The organism is Pontibacter sp. YIM B11418, from assembly GCF_059278805.1.
Genome location: NZ_JCAEMH010000004.1, coordinates 473433 through 495258 on the forward strand (window position 1 = coordinate 473433; position 21826 = coordinate 495258).

Sequence of the window (21826 nt, forward strand, 5' to 3'; positions counted from 1 at the left end):
TCTTATACAGTAAGTATAAAGCTGCCTTGGGTATAGTATACCTTAAAAAGGCTCTCTAACTACCGCTATTGCTACTCAAATTAAGCCAATCGTCTTTGGTGAGTGACTTAAAGAAACTGTTGTCAGCCGTTACCAGATCGGTGGCTAGTTTGGATTTGCTCTGCTGCAGGATTTGAATCTTCTCCTCCACCGTATTGGGACAAATTAGCCGCACGGCAATCACTTTCTTCTCCTGCCCTATTCTGTAGCTACGGTCGATGGCCTGGTTCTCCACGGCAGGGTTCCACCAAGGGTCCACGATGAACACATAGTCGGCTGCGGTTAGATTGAGCCCTGTTCCCCCTGCTTTCAGGCTAACCAGGAACACACGTATTTCCTCGTCCGACTGAAACTGGTTCACGACCTCACCCCTGTTGCGGGTGCTGCCCGTGAGGTATGAGTACTTGATGTTTTCCTTTACCAATTCCGCTTTAATCAGGTCCAGCATACCTACAAACTGAGAGAAAACCAGCGCTTTGTGGTGATGCGTTATGTTCTGGATCTGCTGCATGAGCACCTGAATCTTGGCAGAAGTATCGGAGAAAAGCTTCGCATCGCCGGTAAGTAACGGAGAGTTGCAGATCTGGCGCAGTTTGGTGATGCCCCGCAACACATGCATCGGGTGCTTAGTTAGCTCCTCTTCTCCGCTGGCGTTAATGTAGTCCCTGAATTCCTGCTCGGCGGTGTCGTATACCTTGCGCTGCTCCTCTCCCATTTCGCAGTACAGAATCATCTCTGTTTTGTCGGGCAATTCTTTGGCTACTTCGGCTTTTGTTCTTCTCAGCACAAACGGACCAATCTTCTCCTGCAGGGCCTGCGCACTTCTCCTGTCCTTAAACTTGTCGATGGGCATGGCATAGGTATTCCGGAAGTAAGTTCTGGTGCCTAGTAGCCCGGGGTTGACAAAGGAAAGCTGCGCGTAAATATCGAAAGTGTTGTTCTCGAATGGCGTACCTGTCAGCACTACCTTGTTATAAGACTGCAGCAAACAGGCCGCTTTGTAACGCTGCGAGTTCGGGTTTTTGATGTTCTGCGACTCATCCAGGAAGGTATAGCCAAACCTATATTTCTTCAGAAAGACAATGTCGGAGAGCAGCGTATTATAGGTGGTGATGATCACATCGTATTGCTGGAAAGTGTCTGTGCTCCTTGCTCTGTTCGGGCCGTGATGTATGTGTACTTGGAGCGATGGGGCGAACCTTTGTAGCTCGGATTGCCAGTTAGGTATGAGCGACGTCGGCACGACGAGCAGATATGTCTGTCGCTCCCGTTTCTCGCGCAGCAACAGCATGAACGCGATGACCTGCACCGTTTTGCCCAAGCCCATGTCATCAGCGAGGCAGCCGCCAAATTGCAGGTCGTCCAGAAAATTGAGCCAACTCAGGCCTTGCAACTGGTAGGGCCGCAAAGTGGTTTGTAGTCCGGCTGGTGCAGGTATGGGAGCGATGTTTTCCACGTTGCTCAGCTGTGTCTGGTACCACCACAGCTCTTTGTGCACCTGCTCATCCAGCATATAGTCTTCGAACAGCTCCGTGAGCAAGGCAAAGTTTGTTTTGGGAATCTGCAGCAATTCCTCCTCTACTATACCTGTGTCGAAATAGACTTTTAGCTTCTGGAGCCACTCCTCAGGTATAATGCCCATGGTGCCATCGTCGAGCAGCACGTATTTGCTCTTGTTCACAACTGCTTTCTTCAGCTGCTTCAGCGAAGCCTTCTTGCGGCCGAATTTTACCTGCATAGTCACATTAAACCAATTCAGGCCGCTGTCTACCTGAATGGCTACCGTGGCTTTGTGCTGGTTGAGCTTGTTGCCTTGCAGGTCGTTGAAACCGAGAATGGTCACCCCATGTGCAGCCAGGTTGTCGAAGGCATCGAGAAACCACGCTTCGTCCAGGAACCTATCTTTGTGCAGGTAAAAATAGTCGAGCATGTTGTCGAGCTGCTCCCAGAAGTGCAGGTGCTGCTGTATCAGCAACTTTGTAAAAGCTGCTTCCGCCTCCGTGTTGCGCGCCACAAAAAACGGTCTCCCCATGTTGTCCTGGTCATAGATCAGCTTATTCGACAGCAGGGGGATCTCGATTTCGCCGTAGCGCATGAAAGGGTGCAGCAGCACATAATTCTCCGACTCGATCAGGTATAGCACCTTCTCCAGTTCCTGGTTAAAGCCCCTACTCCTCAATTGCGATTTGGTGGCGGGCTTCAGGTAGGTATACTCCACAGGCACATGCGTGTCTATCCTGGATAGCACCTGCTGCTGAAATTGCAGAAAGGCATCATGCGGCAAATGCAGCTCCTGGTCATGCTTTTTAAAATAAGCTACTACGGATGGTAGGTGCGGGTTGGCACACAGGTACCACGCATCGTCGGCCACCAGGAAATGCTCATACCGAACATGGATGCGGCTAAGGGGATAGTATGTGCCGTTTATAAACAAATCGCTGGTGATGTTAAACACGTCGCTGTTCAGGCCGATGCGCACTTTAAAATCTACCTGGGGCTGAGTCACCTGCACAGGAGTAATGGAGCGCGGCGCTATTTTCTCGGACACTTCGCTGTCGTGGAGGTAGAAGTCGTAGTGCAGAGGGTTGCGCACGAGCGCTTTAAAGCTAGCTGCATCTGTAGCTGACCTTTCGTAGAAACTCTGGAAGCGGGCAACGGCGCTGTAGAACTTCAGCTCGTCTGGCTGCTCAGTCCGCCATACCTGTTCGAGCGGATTTAGTAACGTAAAAGGTGCTTTTAGTTCGCCAGTGCTGCTCAGGCTGCAGGATACCAGTTGGGCACTAAACAAATTGTAGTAGCGGTGCCGACCAATCACGACAATCGTTCTGGTATCGGATGCGGCTTTGGAGATTTGTGGTTGAGAAGCAAGGTATGCAGCAAAGTTCGCCTCCGGATCGTCGGTGCTGTCAAAAGGTTCGAAGGGTGGGTATTGCTCTTCCATTGTTGCTTCTCAGGCCGCCGATATACCTACAAAGCTGGCTATACCTTAGCTTCAAAGTTAAGCAAATGAGAAATCAGATAAGGAATTCTAGGTGACTGATCTCGGGATTATTTCGGCATGAAAAATAGCGGTCCTTTGAATTGGGGTTCGCTAGTAATAGTGAAGTGTAAACTGGTAAATATCTGTTAGCTACAAGCTTCGTCATTTATTACCATTGCGGCATAAGAGAACTCTACACATATTTAATTTTTTTCATTAATCAATCTTTTGTTTCTCATAATTAAATGGTTAATATATTTTACCTTTATTTGATTCTTTAACAAGAGTATAAAAGTGTTTATGCCAGGCCTTCCTATAAATCTAAATGATTTGATAAATGCCACTACTGTGGAAAGTGAGCGAATTGAATTCAAAGAATCTTGGAATCCAGAAGAGATAATGCATTCGTTATGCGCGTTTGCTAATGACTTCCACAACTTAGGTGGAGGCTACGTCATTGTAGATTGCGGAAAAGAATGGGATACCTGTATTACCACCAAAAGGTCTCCTTCCAGAACAAGTTGACGCTTGTCAGAGGAAGCTACTTGAGATATGCAACAGAATTATTCCTGCATACTTCCCCGTTTCTTCGGTAGAATTTTTTCAAGGGAAGCACATTCTTATTTTATGGGCAACTGGCGGTGACAACCGTCCTTATAAATGCCCAAAGAACATTGTTCCAAACCCTGTATATAATTTCTACATTAGAAGGGGATCCAACTCAGTTAAAGCAACATCTAGTGAAGAAAGGCAGCTCTACGAACTTGCAAACCGCATCCCTTTTGATGACAGAATAAATCATCAGGCTTCTATCGATGACTTAAAGTTTCCTTTGATACTTTCGTTTCTTAAAGAAGTAGGAAGCGACCTTTACCAAAGAGCAAACAATATTCCTTTTGCAGAGCTATGCCAGCAGTTACAAATTGTAAAAGGATCACCAGAATATCTTAAGCCTGTTAATGTAGGCTTACTCTTGTTTAACGATCACCCAATTAAAATTTTCAAAGGAGCAAGAATTGATGTAGTTAGATACTTTGATTCTATCGGTGATGAGCTTGAAGAGCGTATTTTTGAAGGTCCTGTTCATATTCAACTTAAGAACGCTCTACAATTCATTCAGAATAATATAATTGCAGAAAGAGTCAGAAAGATCCCTAATCAGGCCGAGTCCCAAAGATTCTTTAATTACCCTTTTGCTGCTATTGAAGAGGCTTTAGCTAATGCTGTGTTTCATCGTAGCTATGAGTTAGATGATCCCGTCGAAGTAAACATTAGGTTAGATAGAATTGAGATTCTTTCTTTTCCTGGTCCTGTACCTCCCGTTAATAATGAAGATCTCAAGAAGGATAGAATTGTAGCAAGAAGTTACAGAAACAGGAGAATAGGTGACTTTCTTAAAGAACTAAGGCTAACAGAAGGGAGAGGTACTGGAATTCCTAAAATCAGGAGAACCATGAATTTTAACGGCTCGCCAAACCCATTGTTCGATACAGACGAATCAAGGAATTACTTCCTTGTTACACTTCCTATTCACGCAAACTTTCTTCCTTTACCCGATATTCAAGATGCCTCTTTTACTAAAAAGATTCTTCTACTATGTAGGATACCGCATAGCAGGCTCAATATACTCACTGAGTTAGGCACTGATGCTGGTGCTGCCAGTTATAGAAAGCACATTCAGCCACTTATTCAATCAAATTTCTTAGAACTTACTATTCCTGATAAACCAAGTAGTAAAAACCAGAAGTATGTTACAACTAGTAGAGGTGAGGCGCTATTAAAAAAGATTGGTTAAATAGTGTATCTAGGCAACTGATACTTTATCTAAGACTGTCAAGGATGAGGTATAGGTCGTACCTGCAAGACCGGATTAGGTATACCTGGGAGCCAGATGAGGCGCATAATGGAGAAGGAAGTATGGACTAGATTGTCAAGGATAGTCAAGGATGAGGTATAGGTCGTACCTGCAAGACCGGACTAGGTATACCTGGGAATAAATCTACATAAAACAAAAAAGGCCACCCGATTTCTCAGGCAGCCTTTCATTTTTATACTCTATACCTTAGACTAGAAATTCCCCAAAGCCTTATTCAACGTCTCACTCGGACGCATGGCCTTGCTGGTTTTTTCTTCGTTCGGGTGGTAGTAACCACCGATGTCAACTGGCTTGCCTTGTGCGGCGATCTGCTCGTCCACGACCTTCTGCTCGTTGTCCGTCAGTTCCTGTGCCAGCTTCGTGAAGCGGTTTTTCAGTTCCTCGTTCTTGGTCTGCTCAGCAAGTGCCTGAGCCCAGTACATAGCCAGGTAGAAGTGGCTACCACGGTTGTCGATGCCGCCAACTTTACGGGCCGGTGACTTATCTTTCTCCAGGAACTCAGCGTTCGCTTTGTTCAGGGCCTCTGCCAGCACTTCTGCCTTCTCGTTTTTGGTCTTGTAAGCCAGGTCTTCCAGCGATACGGCCAATGCTAAGAACTCACCAAGTGAATCCCAACGCAGGTAATTTTCTTCCACGAACTGCTCTACATGCTTCGGTGCAGATCCACCGGCACCAGTCTCGAACAGGCCACCGCCATCCAGCAACGGAACAATAGAAAGCATTTTCGCGCTTGTGCCCAGTTCAATGATCGGAAACAGGTCGGTCAGGTAGTCACGCAGTACGTTGCCCGTTACCGAAATGGTATCTTTGCCCGCTTTGGCACGCTCACAGGTATAGCGCATCGCTTCTACCGGCGACATGATCTTGATCTCAAGACCATTTGTGTCGTGGTCCTGCAGGTATTTCTCTACTTTTTGAATCAGGTTGGCGTCGTGCGCGCGCTGCGGGTCCAGCCAGAAAATAGCAGGTGTGTTCGTGATGCGGGCTCTTGTAACAGCCAGCTTCACCCAGTCCTGGATAGGCAGGTCTTTTGTCTGGCAGGCTCTGAAGATATCACCTTCTTCTACTTTTTGCTCCATCAGCGTATTACCGCTTGCATCAACTACACGTACGACACCTGCCTCAGCGATTTCGAACGTCTTGTCATGTGAGCCATACTCTTCCGCTTTCTGCGCCATCAAACCAATGTTTGGCACCGTACCCATGGTCGTCGGGTCGAACGCGCCGTTCTCTTTGCAGAACTGGATTACTTCCTGGTAGATCTGCGCGTAAGAGCGATCAGGTATAATGGCTTTTGTGTCGTGCAGTTTACCATCAGCTCCCCACATCTGGCCAGACGAGCGGATCGCTGCCGGCATAGACGCGTCAATGATCACGTCGCTTGGCACGTGCAGGTTGGTGATGCCTTTGTCGGAGTTCACCATCGCCAGTTCCGGACGGTTTGCCATCTCAGCTTTCAAATCAGCTTCAATTTCAGCACGCTTTGCTTCTGGCAGGTTTTGGATCTTCGCGTATACATCGCCCAGTCCGTTGTTCGGGTCAACGCCTAGTTCTTTGAACGTAGCTGCGTGCTTTGCGAAAGTATCTTTAAAGAATACCGTTACTGCGTGGCCGAACATAATAGGGTCAGATACCTTCATCATGGTGGCCTTCAGGTGCAGCGACAGTAGGATGCCTTGCTCTTTGGCTTCTGCCACTTCTTTCTCCAGGAACGAACGCAGTGCATTGCGGCTCATTACAGACGAGTCCATTACTTCACCGGCCTTCAGGGCAACTTTGTCTTTCAGTACTTTAGTCTCGCCGTTAGCGCCTACAAACTCGATGCGTACATCCGTTGCTTTGTCAACTACTACCGACTGCTCGCTGCCGTAGAAGTCGCCACCGTTCATGTGGGCTACGTGCGTTTTAGAGTCAGACGACCATTTGCCCATGGAGTGCGGGTGCTTTTTGGCGTATTGCTTCACGGCGTCGGCCACACGGCGATCGGAGTTACCTTCGCGCAACACCGGGTTTACGGCGCTACCTAAGATTTTTGCATAGCGTGCAGGTTCAGCCGAATAGTCAGGTATGATGTAACCCTGCGACTGCAATTCTTTGATCGCTTCTGTCAGCTGCGGTATAGACGCGCTGATGTTTGGCAACTTGATGATGTTGGCTTCCGGCGTTTTGGCCAGGTCGCCCAGGTATGCGAGGTCGTCAGACTGCTTCTGCTCTTCAGAAAGATTCTCCGGGAAAGCCGCGATGATACGGCCAGCCAGCGAAATGTCTCTGGTTTCTACTTCGATGTCGGCAGCCTTTGTGAAGGCCTGCACAATCGGTAGGAAAGAGCGTGTTGCCAGGGCAGGCGCTTCATCTGTAATGGTATAAATGATTTTTGATGATTTTGTCGTCATGTAGGTCAGTATTTAAATAGTTAGATTCGAGGAAAGAGCTTACCGCTTTTTCTCAGCCGGTAACACTATTTTCCCCCACGCTAGTTTAAGAAGCAAATATAAGAGTCTTTTTGATAAGGCTAAACCTTCCCCGGGTGTTTCGTTTGTACTGTTCAATACAGGTGCATTTTTGTGAAATTGGACAATAATCAGGTTGCGTGCAGAGGCGAAATGCAACCGAATTTCATACTTCTCGTTTTTAGCCACTGTGCTTCTCTTACTAATTATCTGTAATACACATTATGTTTTCGAAACTTAAGATCGACTTTAGATATCTGTTACTCCTTTCATTTATCCTATTTTCTACAGCCTGTACAGACGACGAGACCAAGGAAGAAATAGAGCCGCAGCAGGAAAGTATATCGCTCAGAATCATGCCTTTGGGTAACTCCATCACACAGGGAGGAGAGGTTAACCCCAGTTACCGGTATGAGCTCTGGAAGATGCTGGTAGATGCCGGGGTGAAGTTTGAGTTTGTGGGCTCCATGGACACGAACTGGTACCGGGATGCTCCCAATACGGAGCAAGGCGCCGATGTGGCCTCACCTAAGATGGGAGAAACGTATAAAGGGCAGACTTTCGCGAATAAACACGAAGGGCACTGGGGCTGGGCCACCAATGACCTCCTGAACGGTTACGAAAAACCAACCCAATACAAGCGCGACAAGGGCAAATTGAGTGATTGGCTGAAGGGCTATACCCCGGATGTGGTGTTGATGCACCTAGGCACCAACGACATGATCCACAGCAAACCGACAGATGGCACTATCAACAGAATAGAACAAATCATCGGGCAGCTGCGTGCCGACAATGAGAATGTCGCAATCCTGCTGGCCAAGATCACCCCTATACCTGCACAGTACGCCAACGTGGATTCTACCAAGCACTTTGTATCCCTGCTGCCTGCGCTGGCAACACGCCTTTCAACTCAAAAATCTCCAATTATCGTAGTGGACATAAACTCCGGCTACAATCCGTCTACCCTTACCTACGACGCGCTGCACCCGAATACGGAAGGCGAAAAATTCATTGCCAAGCGCTGGTATGATGCCATAAAGGCAAATGAAGAGGCATTGTACAATTTAGCAGCACAACGCCACCGCAGAGAGACAGGACAATAGCATTTGTTGCCCTAAACTAAGCGCAACTCAACAGCGTTGCGCACGTTTTATGAGCTACTCAGTACCAACCACTTAGCTTACAGCTCTATGCGTTCCGTCCTCTCACTTTTCCGAAAACAGGCTTACTTCCTTATCCCGTTCTTACTCTTTAGTTTCAAGTCCTATCCGCAATCTCAGCCGGTCAGAATTATGCCACTGGGCAATTCGATTACGCAAGGGAATAAGGAGCTTGCCAGCTACAGGTATCCTCTGTGGATGAAGCTGATTGATGCGGGCGTAAACTTTGAGTTTGTAGGTTCTCAGACAGAGAATGAAGGCGGCAACCCTCCTTTTCAGGATTATGAGGGGCAAACCTTCAGCAACAGAAACGAAGGCCATTGGGGATGGCGGGCTGATGAAATACTGAATGGCAGAGAGGGAAACAACATTGCTAAATGGGCTGAAGCGCATAAGCCGGACTTTGTACTGCTGCATTTGGGCACAAACGACCTGTTCCAGAAGCAATCCATTGAAAGCACCCTGACCGATCTGAGACAAATAGTTGAGGTCCTGCGGGAAAAGAACCCGGCAGTCCTGATCCTTATGGCTCGGCTTATTCCCGCCAATCCAGATAATCCAGACCTTAATGAGGTTAGTAAGGAGATTCCGCTCTTCAATGAACAATTACCAGCCCTTGTGACATCCTTAAACAGCGATAGCCGCTATCCGGATTCCCAGGTAGTATTAGTAGACCAGAACACTGGATTCAATCCCGCCCAAAATCCTAATTCGGTACCAGGCCGAGGCGACTCTTACGATGGACTGCACCCCAATAAGCTTGGAGAAGCTAAAATGGCCCAGGTATGGTTTGATGCCATTATGAACGAGATTATCATACCATTGCCAGTCGAGCTGCACAGCTTTAAAGGTATAGCCACACAGAGCGGTGTGCAACTGGACTGGGAAACGGCCTCGGAACTGGACAACGCTTTCTTTGAAGTGCAGCGAGGGCAGTCTGCCTCCGCGTTTGATTCCGTTGGTCGCGTAGAAGGGGCCGGTACTACTTCCCTTCCCCAAAGCTATACCTATCAGGATAAAGAAGCTGGCAATGGCGTCAACTACTACCGCCTCCGCCAGGTGGACTTTGATGGTACAGAGAGCTACTCATCAGTAGTGGCCGTGAGCCTGATGCAGGCAGCAACCGAAGAAATGCGGGTATACCCGACCCACACCAAAAGCAGCCACCCGGTTACGGTGCAAATGCTGGCCTTGCAGCCTATGGAGAAGTTCAACATCTCAATCTATACCCTGGAGGGAAAACTGGTAAAGGAATATGAAGCGGAAGCTGATAACCGCGGCAATTTCATACAGCTACTCAACACATCCGAGCTAAGTGACGGCAGCATGTATATGGTACGAGCCTCACTGCCAGGTAGGGCGTTCATCCGCCACCTCATGATCGACCGCTAAGGGTGGCCTATACCTGCTACTGCTCATCATGCTGTTGCCTGAGCAGGCGAATCACTTCTTCATCACTCACCTGTTCAAACTCCTGGTAAAACTGCCCAACCGCCTGAAACATGGGAGGCACCAGCAGGCATACCACTTCATCTACAATCGCCTCAAACTGCTTGATAGCGGCTCGTGGGGCGACAGGCACTGCTATAACGATCTTGCGGGGTTGCTTGTGCCTGGCCATGTTTACAGTAGAGAGCAGTGTCTTGCCAGTGGCGATACCATCGTCCACGATGATCACGATGCGATCGTGCAGGTCAACAGGCTGACGGTTGCCCATAAAGAGCCTGTACTTTTGGCGCAGACTTGTTTTTATTCGCTCTACCTCCGCTTGAATATACTCCGCTGGTACGTCGGTCCGCTTATCGACCTCCACATCTTCCAAACTCACCGCTCCAATCGCAAACTCCGGGTTAGCGGGGTGCCCGATTTTCTTGGAAACGATCACATCCAATGGCATGCCCAATCGGCGGGCAATGGGCGCTGCCACCGGCACTCCTCCGCGAGGTATAGCCAGCACTACCCCCTTCTGCCCTTTGTAGTGCTCCAGCCGATCAGCCAGCAGCTCTGCAGCGACTTGTCTGTTGGGTATCATTTCCATGGGTCTCTTATTATTGAGTGAATGAGTGAGTTGGTGAATGAGTGAATGTAAAATTGTTGAATGGTTAAATTGTTGAGTGTTGACACACAAAATAAATCACTCATTCACCAACTCACTCCCTCTCTAACTCTCTCAACGGGTGCTGTTTACCGGGCTCCAGGTATTTTCGAAACCAGTCAGTTGCCAGCTGAGCTGCCATTTCAAGCGCTCCTGCTTCTTCGAACAGATGCGTGGCGTCGGGTACGATCTCCAGATCTTTTAAGCATTGCAACCTGTCCTGTGCCCACTTGTTCAGATCGAGCACCTCTTCATCTAGACCACCTACGATTAGCAGCGTCGGGCTTTGCACATCAGGCAGCACTTCACCGGCCAGGTCTGGGCGACCACCCCTGCTTACCACCGCACCGATAATATCACCGCCAAGTGCAGCAGCGGCACTGAGCGCCGAGGCAGCTCCGGTACTCGCTCCAAACAGCCCGATATGCAGGTCTTTCGTGTATTCGCTCTGCTGTACCCATGTCACGGCATCGATCAGGCGCGTGGTGAGCAGCGCTATATCAAACCGGTTTTCCTGGCGCTGGTCCTCCTCTTCAGTGAGCAGGTCGAAAAGCATCGTAGCAAAACGGGAGCGCTGCAGGTGCTCCGCCACAAATCGGTTGCGCGAGCTGAGGCGACTACTACCACTGCCGTGTGAAAAAATCACCAGGCCCTTTGCATTCTCCGGCACAGCCAGATCTGCGGTCAGCTGCGCATTTCCAGCCTTTAGCTGTAGGCTGTCTTTGTATATGAAATTTACCATCAAGTTTGTTTTCGTTAGTGAAGCGTCTATAAATTAATCTACGTCCTGGTATGGCAATAGTTAAAAGCAATACATGCCATAGCTCATCAGGTGGAAGCCCCATCAGCCAAAACGCCGTATAGAAGCTATACCTGAGATTGAGACCAATGCGTAGTACTATTTTCACTTTACTGGCCTGCCTGCCACTACTGTCAGGTATAGCCTCCTGCGGATCAGGAGACACCGAGCAGAGCATGGCGGAGCAGCGTGCCGAAGAGCACGAGCGCCTGGAAGAGGTGCAGGAAGAGCACATACGCCGGGATAGCGCTCCAAACCAGGACTCCGTTTCTTTCGGGCAGGCTTTCGCCCTTTTCATGACGGCCCTGCAGGCTTCTGATACGTCCACACTCAATTTATTCATCCACCCGGACCACGGGCTTTGGATCATAGAACAGCCCGGTGCCATGCCCAGGATGACGCGCATTACGGACATCCGGGATTTCAAGCGGGAGTATCAAGACAGGTCTTTCTTCACCATCCGCGACGAAGTAAAAGCCTGTGACCTGCGTGAAGAAGCCTGGCCAACCTTCGACTGCGCTGATCTAGATTACGACAAAGACCAATCGGGCTATAGCAAGGACGGGTGCTTTGTGTCTGATCCTGCCAGGTTCCAGAAAAGTGGTTACTGGGATTACGCCAGCCTTACAGAGGCAGAGATAAAACAGATCAAGGCCACCTTGCCCCTTCTGCAAAGATCAGTACTGCACACGGCCACTTCTTTTGAGTTCCACTTCGGCCTTGTTGACGGCCAGTGGCGCCTGCTGTTCGCCAAACTGATCTACCCCTGCAGCGCTTAGGTTATTTTCGATTGAGTGAGTTGGTGATTGAGTGAGTTAGTGTTTTGGTGATTGAGTGAATGGATGAATGGCGAAGTGAGCAATTGTGAAATTATTGAGCTTGGTCATGATGCGACTTGGAGCGAAGCAGTAAAAGATCCATCAAGATTTGAACGTGCTGCTATACCTGACGTATTCTCAAGCAAACGAGAAAATACTTACTCAATCACTCATTCAAAAATGCCTTACTACCGACGCTTCGATCAGCCTGCTCCCGATTCCGCCTTGCTTGCCCGCCTGACCGAACAGCAACGCGAAATGCAGCAGCGGGTCATCCTCCAAAAGCCTGTCTTCGACCTGAAGCTGATTGCAGGCTGTGATTCTTCTTTTGTGGGGGAGGACCATATACTTTCGGTATTTGTGCTGCTCTCATACCCAGAGCTGGAGGTGCTGGAGAAGGTATGGCATTATGGTGAAGTGGAGTTGCCTTATGTTCCGGGCTTCCTTTCTTTCCGTGAGGCTCCCAACCTGCTCAAGGCCTACGAGAAACTCCAGCAAAAGCCCGACCTGATCATGGTAGACGGCCACGGCATTTCCCACCCCCGTCGCCTGGGTATAGCCACCCACCTGGGTTTGCAATTAAACAAACCGACCATGGGCGTCGCTAAAAAAGTGCTGGTGGGCAGATATAAGGAACCTGATGTTTTGAAAGGTTCCATAGCACCATTAGAGCACAAAGGAGAACTGGTTGGGAACGTACTGCGCACCAAAGATAACGTGAAACCTGTCTTTGTCTCTGCTGGCCACCTGATGGATTTAGCTTCTGCAACCGAAATAGCCATGGCCTGCGCCGTGAAGCATAAACTACCTGAGCCGACCAGGCTTGCGGATCATTATGCGGCGGTATTTAAGAGTGAAGTAAAGTAATTGAATATACCTGTTCCCTTTTGCACTTTCCTGATCCAGCGAATTTCAGGCTATACCTTACCGGGTAGCCTACAGATACTCAGTCATTTATAACAACAAAAGCAACGCAAACTCCAGCGTTCAAAAAGAATGGCCTGGCTGCTCCCGCAGCCAGGCCATTCTTTTTCTCAATTCTTAGCCCTCATTTTATGCACAAAATGTAGCAGCAGACCTATGCTGGCTACCGCCATAGTGACGAAAATGTAACAAATCGGGCTACAAATCAGCTTTTACCTCCTATTACCATCATTCGTCATTTTAAAAGCTATCCAAAGTCATCTATTGAAGTGTCCGATGTCATACTTTCCGGAGCCAGGCTACTATAGTTTTGCATCATAGAAATAACACAAATAGCAACTACTTAACCGCCTGTATCATGAAAATCTTGAACCCCATAAAATTGCTAAGTTTGTTTAGCATCCTTTTAGGATTAAGCCTAGGCAATACACTGCTCGCCCAAGATCAGTACAAACTGGCCGGCAAGCCCGAACTCAAGGTAAAGGGTACCTCTACCATCCACGACTGGGAAATGACATCGGCGCAGGCCCAGGGTACAGCTGAAATGATACTGGAAGGCACTACTCTTAAAAATGTGAAGGCTGCTTCCGTGACCATGAAGACGCAGTCCATCAAAAGCGGCACAGCCAAAATGGATGAGATCGCCTACGAGTCGCTCAAGGCAAGCAAGCACACCGACATCGTGTTTACCCTGACCTCCTTCCGCACCCTGGACAACAACCGCGCCCAGGCTACCGGTAACCTGACCATTGCAGGCACCACGAAGCCAGTAACTTTTAACGTGGCGACCAGCACAAAACCCGGCCTGGTACAGCTGACAGGCGAAGCGAACATCAAATTCACGGACTTCGGCATCAAACCACCCACAGCACTTTTAGGCACAGTAAAGACCGGCAACGAGCTTAAGCTGAGCTTCAAGGCAAATTTCCAGCCTGTTACTTCTTATTCAAAAAACTAACGAACTCTTAAATACCGAACATCATGAAAAAAATTACTCTTTCCCTGGGCCTGTTGCTTGGTTTAAGCCTGAGCTCTTTTGCGCAGATTACCTTATCGGACCTGCCGTACGCCCGCCCTTACGATAAAAGAGGCCTGAACACCTTCGAAACGCCAAAGCAGGACACCATCGGCTTTGATGGCATTAAAGTAAGACTCGGTGGCGGCTTTGCCCAGCAGTTCCAGGGGCTGAAGCACAAGAACTCGGCCACAGCGCTGATGCAGCAGCAGGGCAACAACGAGGTAAACCTCAACCAACTGATGCCAATCGAGAACGGTTTTAACCTGGCCTCTGCCAACCTGAACCTGGACGTAGTGCTTGCCGACGGTATCCGACTGAACCTGATCACCTACCTGTCATCAAGACACCACTCTGAGGCTTGGGTAAAAGGCGGTTTCATACAGGTGGATAAAGCGGAGTTCCTGAACAGCCCGCTGGTGAATAAACTGATGGAGAACATTACCCTGAAAGTAGGTCACATGGAGATCAACTACGGCGACGCGCACTTCCGCAGAACGGATAACGCCCATGCCCTGCAGAACCCCTTTGTTGGCAACTACATCATGGATGCCTTCACCACAGAGATCGGTGCAGAAGTGATCTACCAATACAAAGGCTTCCTGGCAGTGGGATCCGTTACAGGTGGCGAAGTACAAGGTGGTATCCAGAACCCGGACCAGCGCAAACCTTCTTTCATCGGTAAGTTAGGTTACGACAGCCAGCTGAAAGACGACCTTAGAGTAAGATTAACAGGCTCTGTGTATACAACTGCAGGCTCTGTGCGAAACACGCTCTATGGTGGTGACCGCGCCGGTTCACGTTACTTCCTGGTGATGGACCCTGCTAAAGTTGCAAGTGGCACAGCAGTAACACCTGCTACACACTTTACTTCAGGTCATATTAACCCGGGCCTAACTAACAGCATCACAGCCTTCGTTGTCAACCCCTTCGTGAAGTTCCGCGGACTGGAGTTCTTCGGCAACTTTGAGCAGGCAAAAGGCAAAGGTAGACTGGGCGCAAACGATGAACCAGCAGACCGCACCTGGAGACAGCTAGGCACTGACCTGGTATACCGCTTCGGAAGCAACGAGAACCTGTACGTAGCGGGCCGCTACAATGTAGTGGAAGGACGCCTGGCACCATCTGCTGCCACCCCGAATGTACAGAACAACAGCGTGAACCTGAACAGAGTACAGGTAGGCGGCGGCTGGTTTGTGACTAAGAACATCCTTGCCAAAGCAGAATATGTGAAGCAACAGTACAAAGGCTTCGCTCCAACGGACATCCGCCACGGTGGTGAGTTCAATGGCTTCATGATCGAAGGCGCTATATCTTTCTAATACCCAAATACCATGTTACCTCTAAGTATCTTTCTGGTTGCTGTTTCCATGTTGAGCGCCGTAGTGCTGCCTGAGAAAAAAGAGTTTGTCGTGATCACGGGCAATAGAGTGTCCGTAGCAGCAGGCACTTCACTGGGCAATATAAACTGCGCCTACACCAGCAGCCAGAAAGATACACTAGAGCTAAACAGGCAGATTCCCCAGCGAGACAGACTCAAACTGGCTATACCTGTAAAAGACTTCAACTGTGGCAATATCCTCCTCAACAAGGATTTTGAGAAAACGCTGAATGCCAGCCAGCATCCTTATACAGAAATTGAGGTCGTTTGCCTGAAAAAGGATGGCAAAAATTACAAAGGAAACCTGAACCTGATCGTAGCAGGAAAAACCATTCCGCTTCAGAACGTGACCTTTTATAACTGTGCCGGCAAAGGCGCAAAAAACCTGAAAAGCAACATTTGCCTTAATTTCTCGGAAATAGGCCTGACCACCCCCAAAAAAATGGGCGGCCTGTTAAAAGTAGAAGACGAGCTACAGGTAATGGTGGAACTACAGTTAGCAGAGTGAAACAGGTAACATCCGATTTTTCGAGCAACAGGCAGCCCTTTCGGCTGCCTGTTGCTGTTTTAGCATACTCGAAAAGTGTTTCCCTATGTCATTCTGTCCTAAAATTGAGATTTCAGCAGAAAACGACCTGTCATTATTTCAGTAAAATCACACCATAATACCATTGGTGTACCCTTTGCTAGCTAGTTCGTAGAATTAAAACTAAGGAAAAGACGAGTAAAAGATATGAATTTTAATAACTATACCATCAAAGCCCAGGAGGCCATTCAAAAGGCCACTGAGATAGCAGGCGGCTTCCAGCAACAGGCTATCGAGACCGGGCATATTTTAAAAGCGATACTGGAGACGGACGAGAACGTCACCAGTTTTCTACTCAAGAAACTCAACATCAACGGCAACATCCTGCACAGCAAGCTGGACGAGACAGTCGCAGCTTACCCCAAAGTGAGTGGTGGCAGTCCATACCTGGCAAACGAAGCTGCAGCAGCTCTGCAAAAGGCTACCTCATACCTGAAAGAATTCGGCGACGAGTATGTAGCCATCGAACACATGCTGCTAGGTATACTGGCGGGTCGTGACAAGGTGGCTAGCATTATGAAGGATGTTGGTTTCAATGAAAAAGACCTCAAAAAAGCGATAAAAGAATTGCGCGGCGGCACCAAGGTAACCGACCAGAATGCCGAGGCGAAGTACAACTCGCTCAAGCGCTACGCCCGCGACCTCAACGAAATGGCCCGCAACGGCAAGATCGACCCGGTGATCGGCCGCGACGAAGAGATTCGCCGCGTGCTGCAGATCCTGAGCCGCCGCACCAAAAACAACCCGGTGCTGCTGGGTGAGCCTGGTGTGGGTAAGACTGCCATCGTGGAAGGTTTGGCGCAAAGAATTGTGGCCGGCGACGTGCCGGAAAACCTGAAGAACAAAACGCTGATGAGCCTCGACATGGGTCTGCTGGTAGCAGGCGCCAAGTATAAGGGCGAGTTTGAGGAGCGTCTGAAGGCCGTGATCAAAGAAGTAGTAGATGCCGAGGGCGAGATCGTGCTCTTCATCGACGAGATCCATACCTTGATCGGGGCCGGTGCAGGAGGTGAGAGTGCCATGGACGCCGCCAACCTGCTCAAGCCAGCCCTGGCGCGTGGTGAGCTGCATGCCATCGGTGCGACCACACTGAAGGAATACCAGAAGTACATTGAGAAGGACAAGGCGTTGGAGCGACGCTTCCAGGCCGTGATGGTGGACGAGCCAAGCGTGCAGGACGCCATCTCGATCCTGCGTGGTATTAAAGACAAATACGAAGTACACCACGGAGTGCGAATCAAAGACGATGCGATCATCGCGGCCGTAGAGCTTTCAAACCGTTACATCACCGACCGCTTCCTGCCCGACAAGGCTATCGACCTGATGGACGAGGCGGCGGCCAAGCTGCGCATCGAGATCGACTCGCTGCCGGTGGAGCTGGACGAGATTCAGCGCCGCATCATGCAGCTGGAGATCGAGCGAGAAGCGATTCGCCGTGAGAATGACAAGGATAAAGAAACAGTGCTCTCAAGGGAAATTGCTGACCTGAGCGGCAAGCGCGATGACATGAAAGCCAAGTGGCAGAACGAAAAGCAGATCATCGAGGGCATTCAGAAAGAGAAAGAAAACATCGAGAATTATAAGCTCGAAGCCGAGCAGGCCGAACGCAGCGGCGACTACGGCCGTGTGGCAGAGCTGCGCTATGGCAAAATCCAGGAAGCCGAGGCGAAGCTGAAGGAACTGCAGGAGCAGGTACACCAGATGCAGGGCGAAAACCCGATGCTCAAAGAGGAAGTGAACTCGGAGGACATTGCAGAGATCGTTGCCAAATGGACCGGTATACCGGTGAGCAAGATGCTACAAAGCGACCGGGAGAAACTGCTGAATTTAGAGCAAGAACTGGGTAAGCGTGTGGCAGGTCAGGAAGAGGCGATTGAAGCCATCTCTGATGCGGTACGCAGAAGCCGTGCCGGTATGCAGGACCCGAAACGTCCGATAGGTTCGTTCATTTTCCTGGGTACAACCGGTGTAGGTAAAACCGAGCTGGCCAAGGCCCTGGCTGATTACCTGTTCAACGACGAGAACGCCATGGTGCGCATCGATATGAGTGAGTACCAGGAGCGCCATGCCGTGAGCCGCATGATCGGGGCGCCTCCAGGCTACGTAGGTTACGACGAAGGCGGTCAGCTGACCGAGGCCGTGCGCCGCAAGCCCTATTCGGTCGTGCTGCTCGACGAGATCGAAAAAGCGCATCCGGACGTGTTCAACATCCTGCTGCAGGTATTGGACGATGGCCGCCTGACCGACAGCAAGGGCCGGGTGGTGAACTTCAAGAACACGATCATCATCATGACCTCCAACATCGGCTCGCACATCATCCAGAGCAACTTCGAGACGATGGACGAATTCAACCACGACGAGGTGATCGAGCGCACCAAAGACGAGGTATTCGAACTGCTGAAAAAGTCAGTGAGGCCGGAGTTCCTGAACCGCATCGACGAGCTGGTGATGTTCCGTCCGCTGAGCCGCGGCGACATCCGCAAGATCGTGACGATCCAGTTCGGACACATCCAGGATCGTCTGGACGAAGCAGGTATACGCCTGATTGCCACCGACGAGGTGCTGGACTACCTGGGCGAGCAGGGCTACGATCCGCAGTTTGGTGCCCGCCCGTTGAAGCGTGTGCTGCAGCGCCAGGTGCTCAACGAGCTGTCCAAGGAAATATTGGCCGGTCACATCAACAAAGATTCTGTGGTGGAGGCTGTACTAAGCGACGGACAGATTCGTTTCAACAATGTAGACATCGAATTACCGACCGAAAAGTAAGTTGATTGTGTATAAAGAGTAAAGTTTAGTTGAACAAAAAGGCCTTCCCGTTTGGGAAGGCCTTTTTGTTTTTGAGAACCGCAGGTATAGCGCAGCCGTACCCTACTTCACACCTTATATAACTCTTATACCCATGGATGAATTCATGCAACTGGCAATTGACGAGGCAAAAAAAGGCCGCAACGAAGGCGGTATACCGATCGGCTCGGTGCTCGTGAAAGATGGAAAAGTAGTGGCGACGGGGCACAACAAGCGGGTGCAGGAAAACAACCCCATCCTGCACGGCGAGATGGATTGCCTCAACAATGCCGGCCGCATCGGTTCCTATCGCAACACCGTGATCTACTCCACCCTGATGCCCTGCTACATGTGCGCCGGCACCATCGTGCAGTTCAAGATTCCGAAAGTGATTGTGGGCGAATCGAAGACCTTTGATGGCGCCCGCGAGTTTATGGAGTCGCACGGCGTGGAGGTGGTGGACCTGAACCTGCCCGAGTGCATCGAGATGATGGAGGACTTTATAAAAAAGAAGCCGGAGCTCTGGAATGAGGATATTATGGAGCTGGAGTAAATAGAAATAGAAGCGAATTTAAATTACACTTAAAACATATTTTCATTTATAGGGCTTCCACCGTACAATTTAGACAAATGTATAAAAGCTTTTTTAAGAGAGTTAAGTTCGTCAATACTAAGATCTAATGGAATCTCCACAAGCTTAACGTTTTCATGATCATATTCACCATTAAGGAGAAGGCTACTCCCGATCCCCGAATACCCATCTTTCATATTTAAAACTAACTTATTAAATACTCCCTGACTTTTTTTCAAAGGAATGGATTTAACATTTACAGAATTTATGTACTTAACATCTAGTGCCATAACTAGCGCTAGGATTTGCCTTCCTTCATGTACAATAATCTGTTCATTTAGAAAAAATCTTTCTCTTACTCCTATATCTTCAGTCTTTCCAGTAAATAAGGTAAAATGATACGGCGTAAAATCACTGCCAAACCCAACCTCCATCTTATGGCTACTTGTTGGATTACTTCTAACTTTATCCCTTATATATTCTTTCGTTTCTTCGATGGATTGAGAATAAACAATGTTTACATTTAAAAACGCTATTGCAAAAGTTAATACTCTGTAAAAATTAATCATAGATTAAAAAAATTAAAATTTTATCGAGGACATATTTGTAAAAACAAAAGTTCAATATTTACTCAGTTTGATTCATCTGTTTATTACTTAATGTGCATCAACTAAACCAAGTGCTTTCTAATTCAAGTTACTTCCCGAATGCCTATTTTGCAACCTCAAGTTTCCCAATCAACATGATGAAACGCTTACGCTATACCTTCACCCTGTGCCTCTGCCTATACCTGTTCACAGCTCAGGCTAAAGTCGATACGCTGGTGATCCAGAGTCCTTCGATGCAGAAAACGCTAAAGGCCGGCGTGGTGACGCCTGATGGTTACCAAAAGAAAAAGAACGGACCTTACCCGGTGTTATACCTGTTGCACGGCTACAGCGGCAACTTCAGTAACTGGCTCAAGGTGCCGCCTCAAAAAGACCTCCTCCAGACCATGGCCGACAAATATCAGCTGATCATCGTCACACCCGACGGCGGCTTCAGCAGTTGGTACTACGACAGCCCTGTTGACAAATCAAGCCAGTACGAAACGTTCATCACGCAGGAATTGCGACAAGAGATTGAACGCAGGTATAAGGCTATACCTGACCGAAAAGGCCGTTTTATCTCCGGCCTGAGCATGGGCGGACATGGGGCGCTATACCTGTCTGCACGCCACCCGGAGCTATACCTGGCGGCCGGCAGTATGAGCGGCGCCCTAAACGTGTCACGAAGCGAATCGGAGAGGCTGCTCAAAAGCATAGAGGCCGTTTTGGGGCCGAAGGAGGAGAATTTGGAACGATTCCGCCAGAACTCTATCGTGCACATGGTGCCCCAACTCAAGCAAAGCGGCGTGCACCTGATCATCGACTGCGGTGTGGCGGATATGCTTGTAGAGGACAACCGCGAATTGCACCGCCGTCTGGTGTATGAAAAAGTACCACACGAGTACATAGAGCGTCCCGGCGCGCATACCTGGGCTTACTGGGGCAACGCGCTGGAGTACCATCTGCTGTTTTTCCAGAAAGTGAAAGCAACAGCTGAGCAGCAAGCCCTGAACTAGTTATAACCTATGCTGCCATCTCAGGTACCGGATTTGCCGGATCACCCGGTTCAGGCGTACCCGGGAGATGTCGTAAAACATGGCGACGAACAGGAGACCGGCCGGCACAAAGAAGATGCGGTGCTTCAGCATGGGGTATAGGTAACCACCCGCCACAGCTCCTGCCAGGAAGAAAAAGATGATGACCAGGCGGAGCGTGATCCGTTGCTGAAGCCCCTGCTTCTGCTCTGGTGTTGCGTGGGTAGCGGCGGCCAGGTCAATCCCCAGGTCGGTGAATATCCCTGTCAGGTGGGTGGTGCGCACGACCGAGCCGGAGACCATGGAAACCAGGCTGTTTTGCAGTCCCATGGCAAAGAGCAGGCTACCGGCAAACACTTCCTGCATCGCGGTGCTCCCGTCGTAGTGGCTGCCATAGACTGCATTCAAGATGAGTATAATGATCTCTATCAGGATCGGGACGGTGTAGGCAAACACCTGGTTGCGCCCGATCCGGCCGATAATAATGCTCGTAGTGAAAGCGCCCAACAAGAAGAGGAACATCCAGAGGCCGATGATGCGGACCAACCGGAAATCGCCCGCCGCCAGGCTTTCGGCAAAATAAGCTGCATGCCCTGTCACATTTGTGGTCAGCACGGCAAAGGCGAGCAGACCGGCTATGTTCACAAAGCCTGCTATGAGGCAAAGCAGTGCTGCCAACTTGATATTATGCCTGAAATTGCGCCGCCGTCCAATGTGCCGTAACATA

Annotated in this window: 17 protein-coding genes; 11 read left to right on the top strand and 6 right to left on the bottom strand. The window is 49.4% G+C overall.

What is annotated here, in order from left to right; all coding sequences use genetic code 11:
- Nucleotides 1-55: 55 nt before the first annotated feature.
- Nucleotides 56-2980, bottom strand: a complete 2925-nt coding sequence (locus tag AC4QZR_RS12510) for a DEAD/DEAH box helicase (RefSeq protein ID WP_494481208.1) — start codon at nucleotides 2978-2980, stop codon at nucleotides 56-58.
- 871 nt (nucleotides 2981-3851) lie between these two features.
- Here AC4QZR_RS12510 and AC4QZR_RS12515 point away from each other — a divergent pair.
- Nucleotides 3852-4814, top strand: coding sequence for an ATP-binding protein (locus AC4QZR_RS12515; RefSeq protein ID WP_494481209.1), 963 nt, complete (start codon nucleotides 3852-3854; stop codon nucleotides 4812-4814).
- A 272-nt stretch (nucleotides 4815-5086) separates the two neighbouring features.
- Here AC4QZR_RS12515 and AC4QZR_RS12520 read toward each other — a convergent pair whose 3' ends face one another.
- Entirely contained in the window at nucleotides 5087-7288 is a 2202-nt protein-coding gene (locus AC4QZR_RS12520; protein ID WP_494481210.1) for an NADP-dependent isocitrate dehydrogenase, read from the bottom strand.
- A gap of 281 nt (nucleotides 7289-7569) precedes the next feature.
- Here AC4QZR_RS12520 and AC4QZR_RS12525 point away from each other — a divergent pair, with 281 nt between their 5' ends.
- Complete coding sequence (locus AC4QZR_RS12525; protein WP_494481211.1) at nucleotides 7570-8448, top strand: SGNH/GDSL hydrolase family protein; 879 nt, start codon at nucleotides 7570-7572, stop codon at nucleotides 8446-8448.
- Nucleotides 8449-8535: 87 nt separating this feature from the next.
- Complete coding sequence (locus AC4QZR_RS12530; protein ID WP_494481212.1) at nucleotides 8536-9897, top strand: GDSL-type esterase/lipase family protein; 1362 nt, start codon at nucleotides 8536-8538, stop codon at nucleotides 9895-9897.
- A gap of 16 nt (nucleotides 9898-9913) precedes the next feature.
- On the opposite strand, the gene AC4QZR_RS12535 is transcribed toward AC4QZR_RS12530, so the two are convergent.
- Nucleotides 9914-10543 (bottom strand): phosphoribosyltransferase, encoded by a 630-nt coding sequence (locus AC4QZR_RS12535; RefSeq protein WP_494481213.1) that lies wholly within the window; start codon nucleotides 10541-10543, stop codon nucleotides 9914-9916.
- A gap of 112 nt (nucleotides 10544-10655) precedes the next feature.
- Nucleotides 10656-11342, bottom strand: a complete 687-nt coding sequence (locus AC4QZR_RS12540) for a dienelactone hydrolase family protein (RefSeq protein ID WP_494481214.1) — start codon at nucleotides 11340-11342, stop codon at nucleotides 10656-10658.
- Nucleotides 11343-11488: 146 nt separating this feature from the next.
- Between AC4QZR_RS12540 and AC4QZR_RS12545 the strand changes: the two genes are divergently transcribed.
- From AC4QZR_RS12545 to AC4QZR_RS12575, 7 genes are all read left to right on the top strand, one after another.
- Nucleotides 11489-12178, top strand: a complete 690-nt coding sequence (locus tag AC4QZR_RS12545; RefSeq protein ID WP_494481215.1) for a hypothetical protein — start codon at nucleotides 11489-11491, stop codon at nucleotides 12176-12178.
- Nucleotides 12179-12397: 219 nt separating this feature from the next.
- Nucleotides 12398-13084, top strand: a complete 687-nt coding sequence (nfi, locus tag AC4QZR_RS12550; protein ID WP_494481216.1) for a deoxyribonuclease V — start codon at nucleotides 12398-12400, stop codon at nucleotides 13082-13084.
- A gap of 415 nt (nucleotides 13085-13499) precedes the next feature.
- Nucleotides 13500-14099: a YceI family protein gene (locus AC4QZR_RS12555; RefSeq protein ID WP_494481217.1), complete on the top strand. Its 600-nt coding sequence runs from the start codon at nucleotides 13500-13502 to the stop codon at nucleotides 14097-14099.
- Nucleotides 14100-14122: 23 nt separating this feature from the next.
- The gene (locus tag AC4QZR_RS12560) at nucleotides 14123-15478 is read left to right on the top strand and encodes a hypothetical protein (protein WP_494481218.1); all 1356 of its coding nucleotides are present in this window, start codon (nucleotides 14123-14125) and stop codon (nucleotides 15476-15478) included.
- Between the two features lie 12 nt (nucleotides 15479-15490).
- Nucleotides 15491-16045, top strand: coding sequence for a hypothetical protein (locus AC4QZR_RS12565; RefSeq protein WP_494481219.1), 555 nt, complete (start codon nucleotides 15491-15493; stop codon nucleotides 16043-16045).
- A 225-nt stretch (nucleotides 16046-16270) separates the two neighbouring features.
- Entirely contained in the window at nucleotides 16271-18889 is a 2619-nt protein-coding gene (clpB, locus tag AC4QZR_RS12570; RefSeq protein ID WP_494481220.1) for an ATP-dependent chaperone ClpB, read from the top strand.
- A 133-nt stretch (nucleotides 18890-19022) separates the two neighbouring features.
- A complete protein-coding gene (locus tag AC4QZR_RS12575; RefSeq protein WP_494481221.1) occupies nucleotides 19023-19460 on the top strand; it encodes a nucleoside deaminase in 438 nt (145 codons plus the stop codon).
- 29 nt (nucleotides 19461-19489) lie between these two features.
- Here AC4QZR_RS12575 and AC4QZR_RS12580 read toward each other — a convergent pair whose 3' ends face one another.
- Nucleotides 19490-20047, bottom strand: a complete 558-nt coding sequence (locus AC4QZR_RS12580; protein WP_494481222.1) for a hypothetical protein — start codon at nucleotides 20045-20047, stop codon at nucleotides 19490-19492.
- A gap of 173 nt (nucleotides 20048-20220) precedes the next feature.
- Here AC4QZR_RS12580 and AC4QZR_RS12585 point away from each other — a divergent pair, with 173 nt between their 5' ends.
- Nucleotides 20221-21081, top strand: coding sequence for an alpha/beta hydrolase (locus AC4QZR_RS12585; protein WP_494481223.1), 861 nt, complete (start codon nucleotides 20221-20223; stop codon nucleotides 21079-21081).
- Here the strand turns inward: AC4QZR_RS12585 and AC4QZR_RS12590 are convergent, their stop codons facing one another.
- Nucleotides 21082-21825, bottom strand: coding sequence for a YoaK family protein (locus tag AC4QZR_RS12590; protein ID WP_494481224.1), 744 nt, complete (start codon nucleotides 21823-21825; stop codon nucleotides 21082-21084).
- Nucleotide 21826 lies beyond the last annotated feature (1 nt).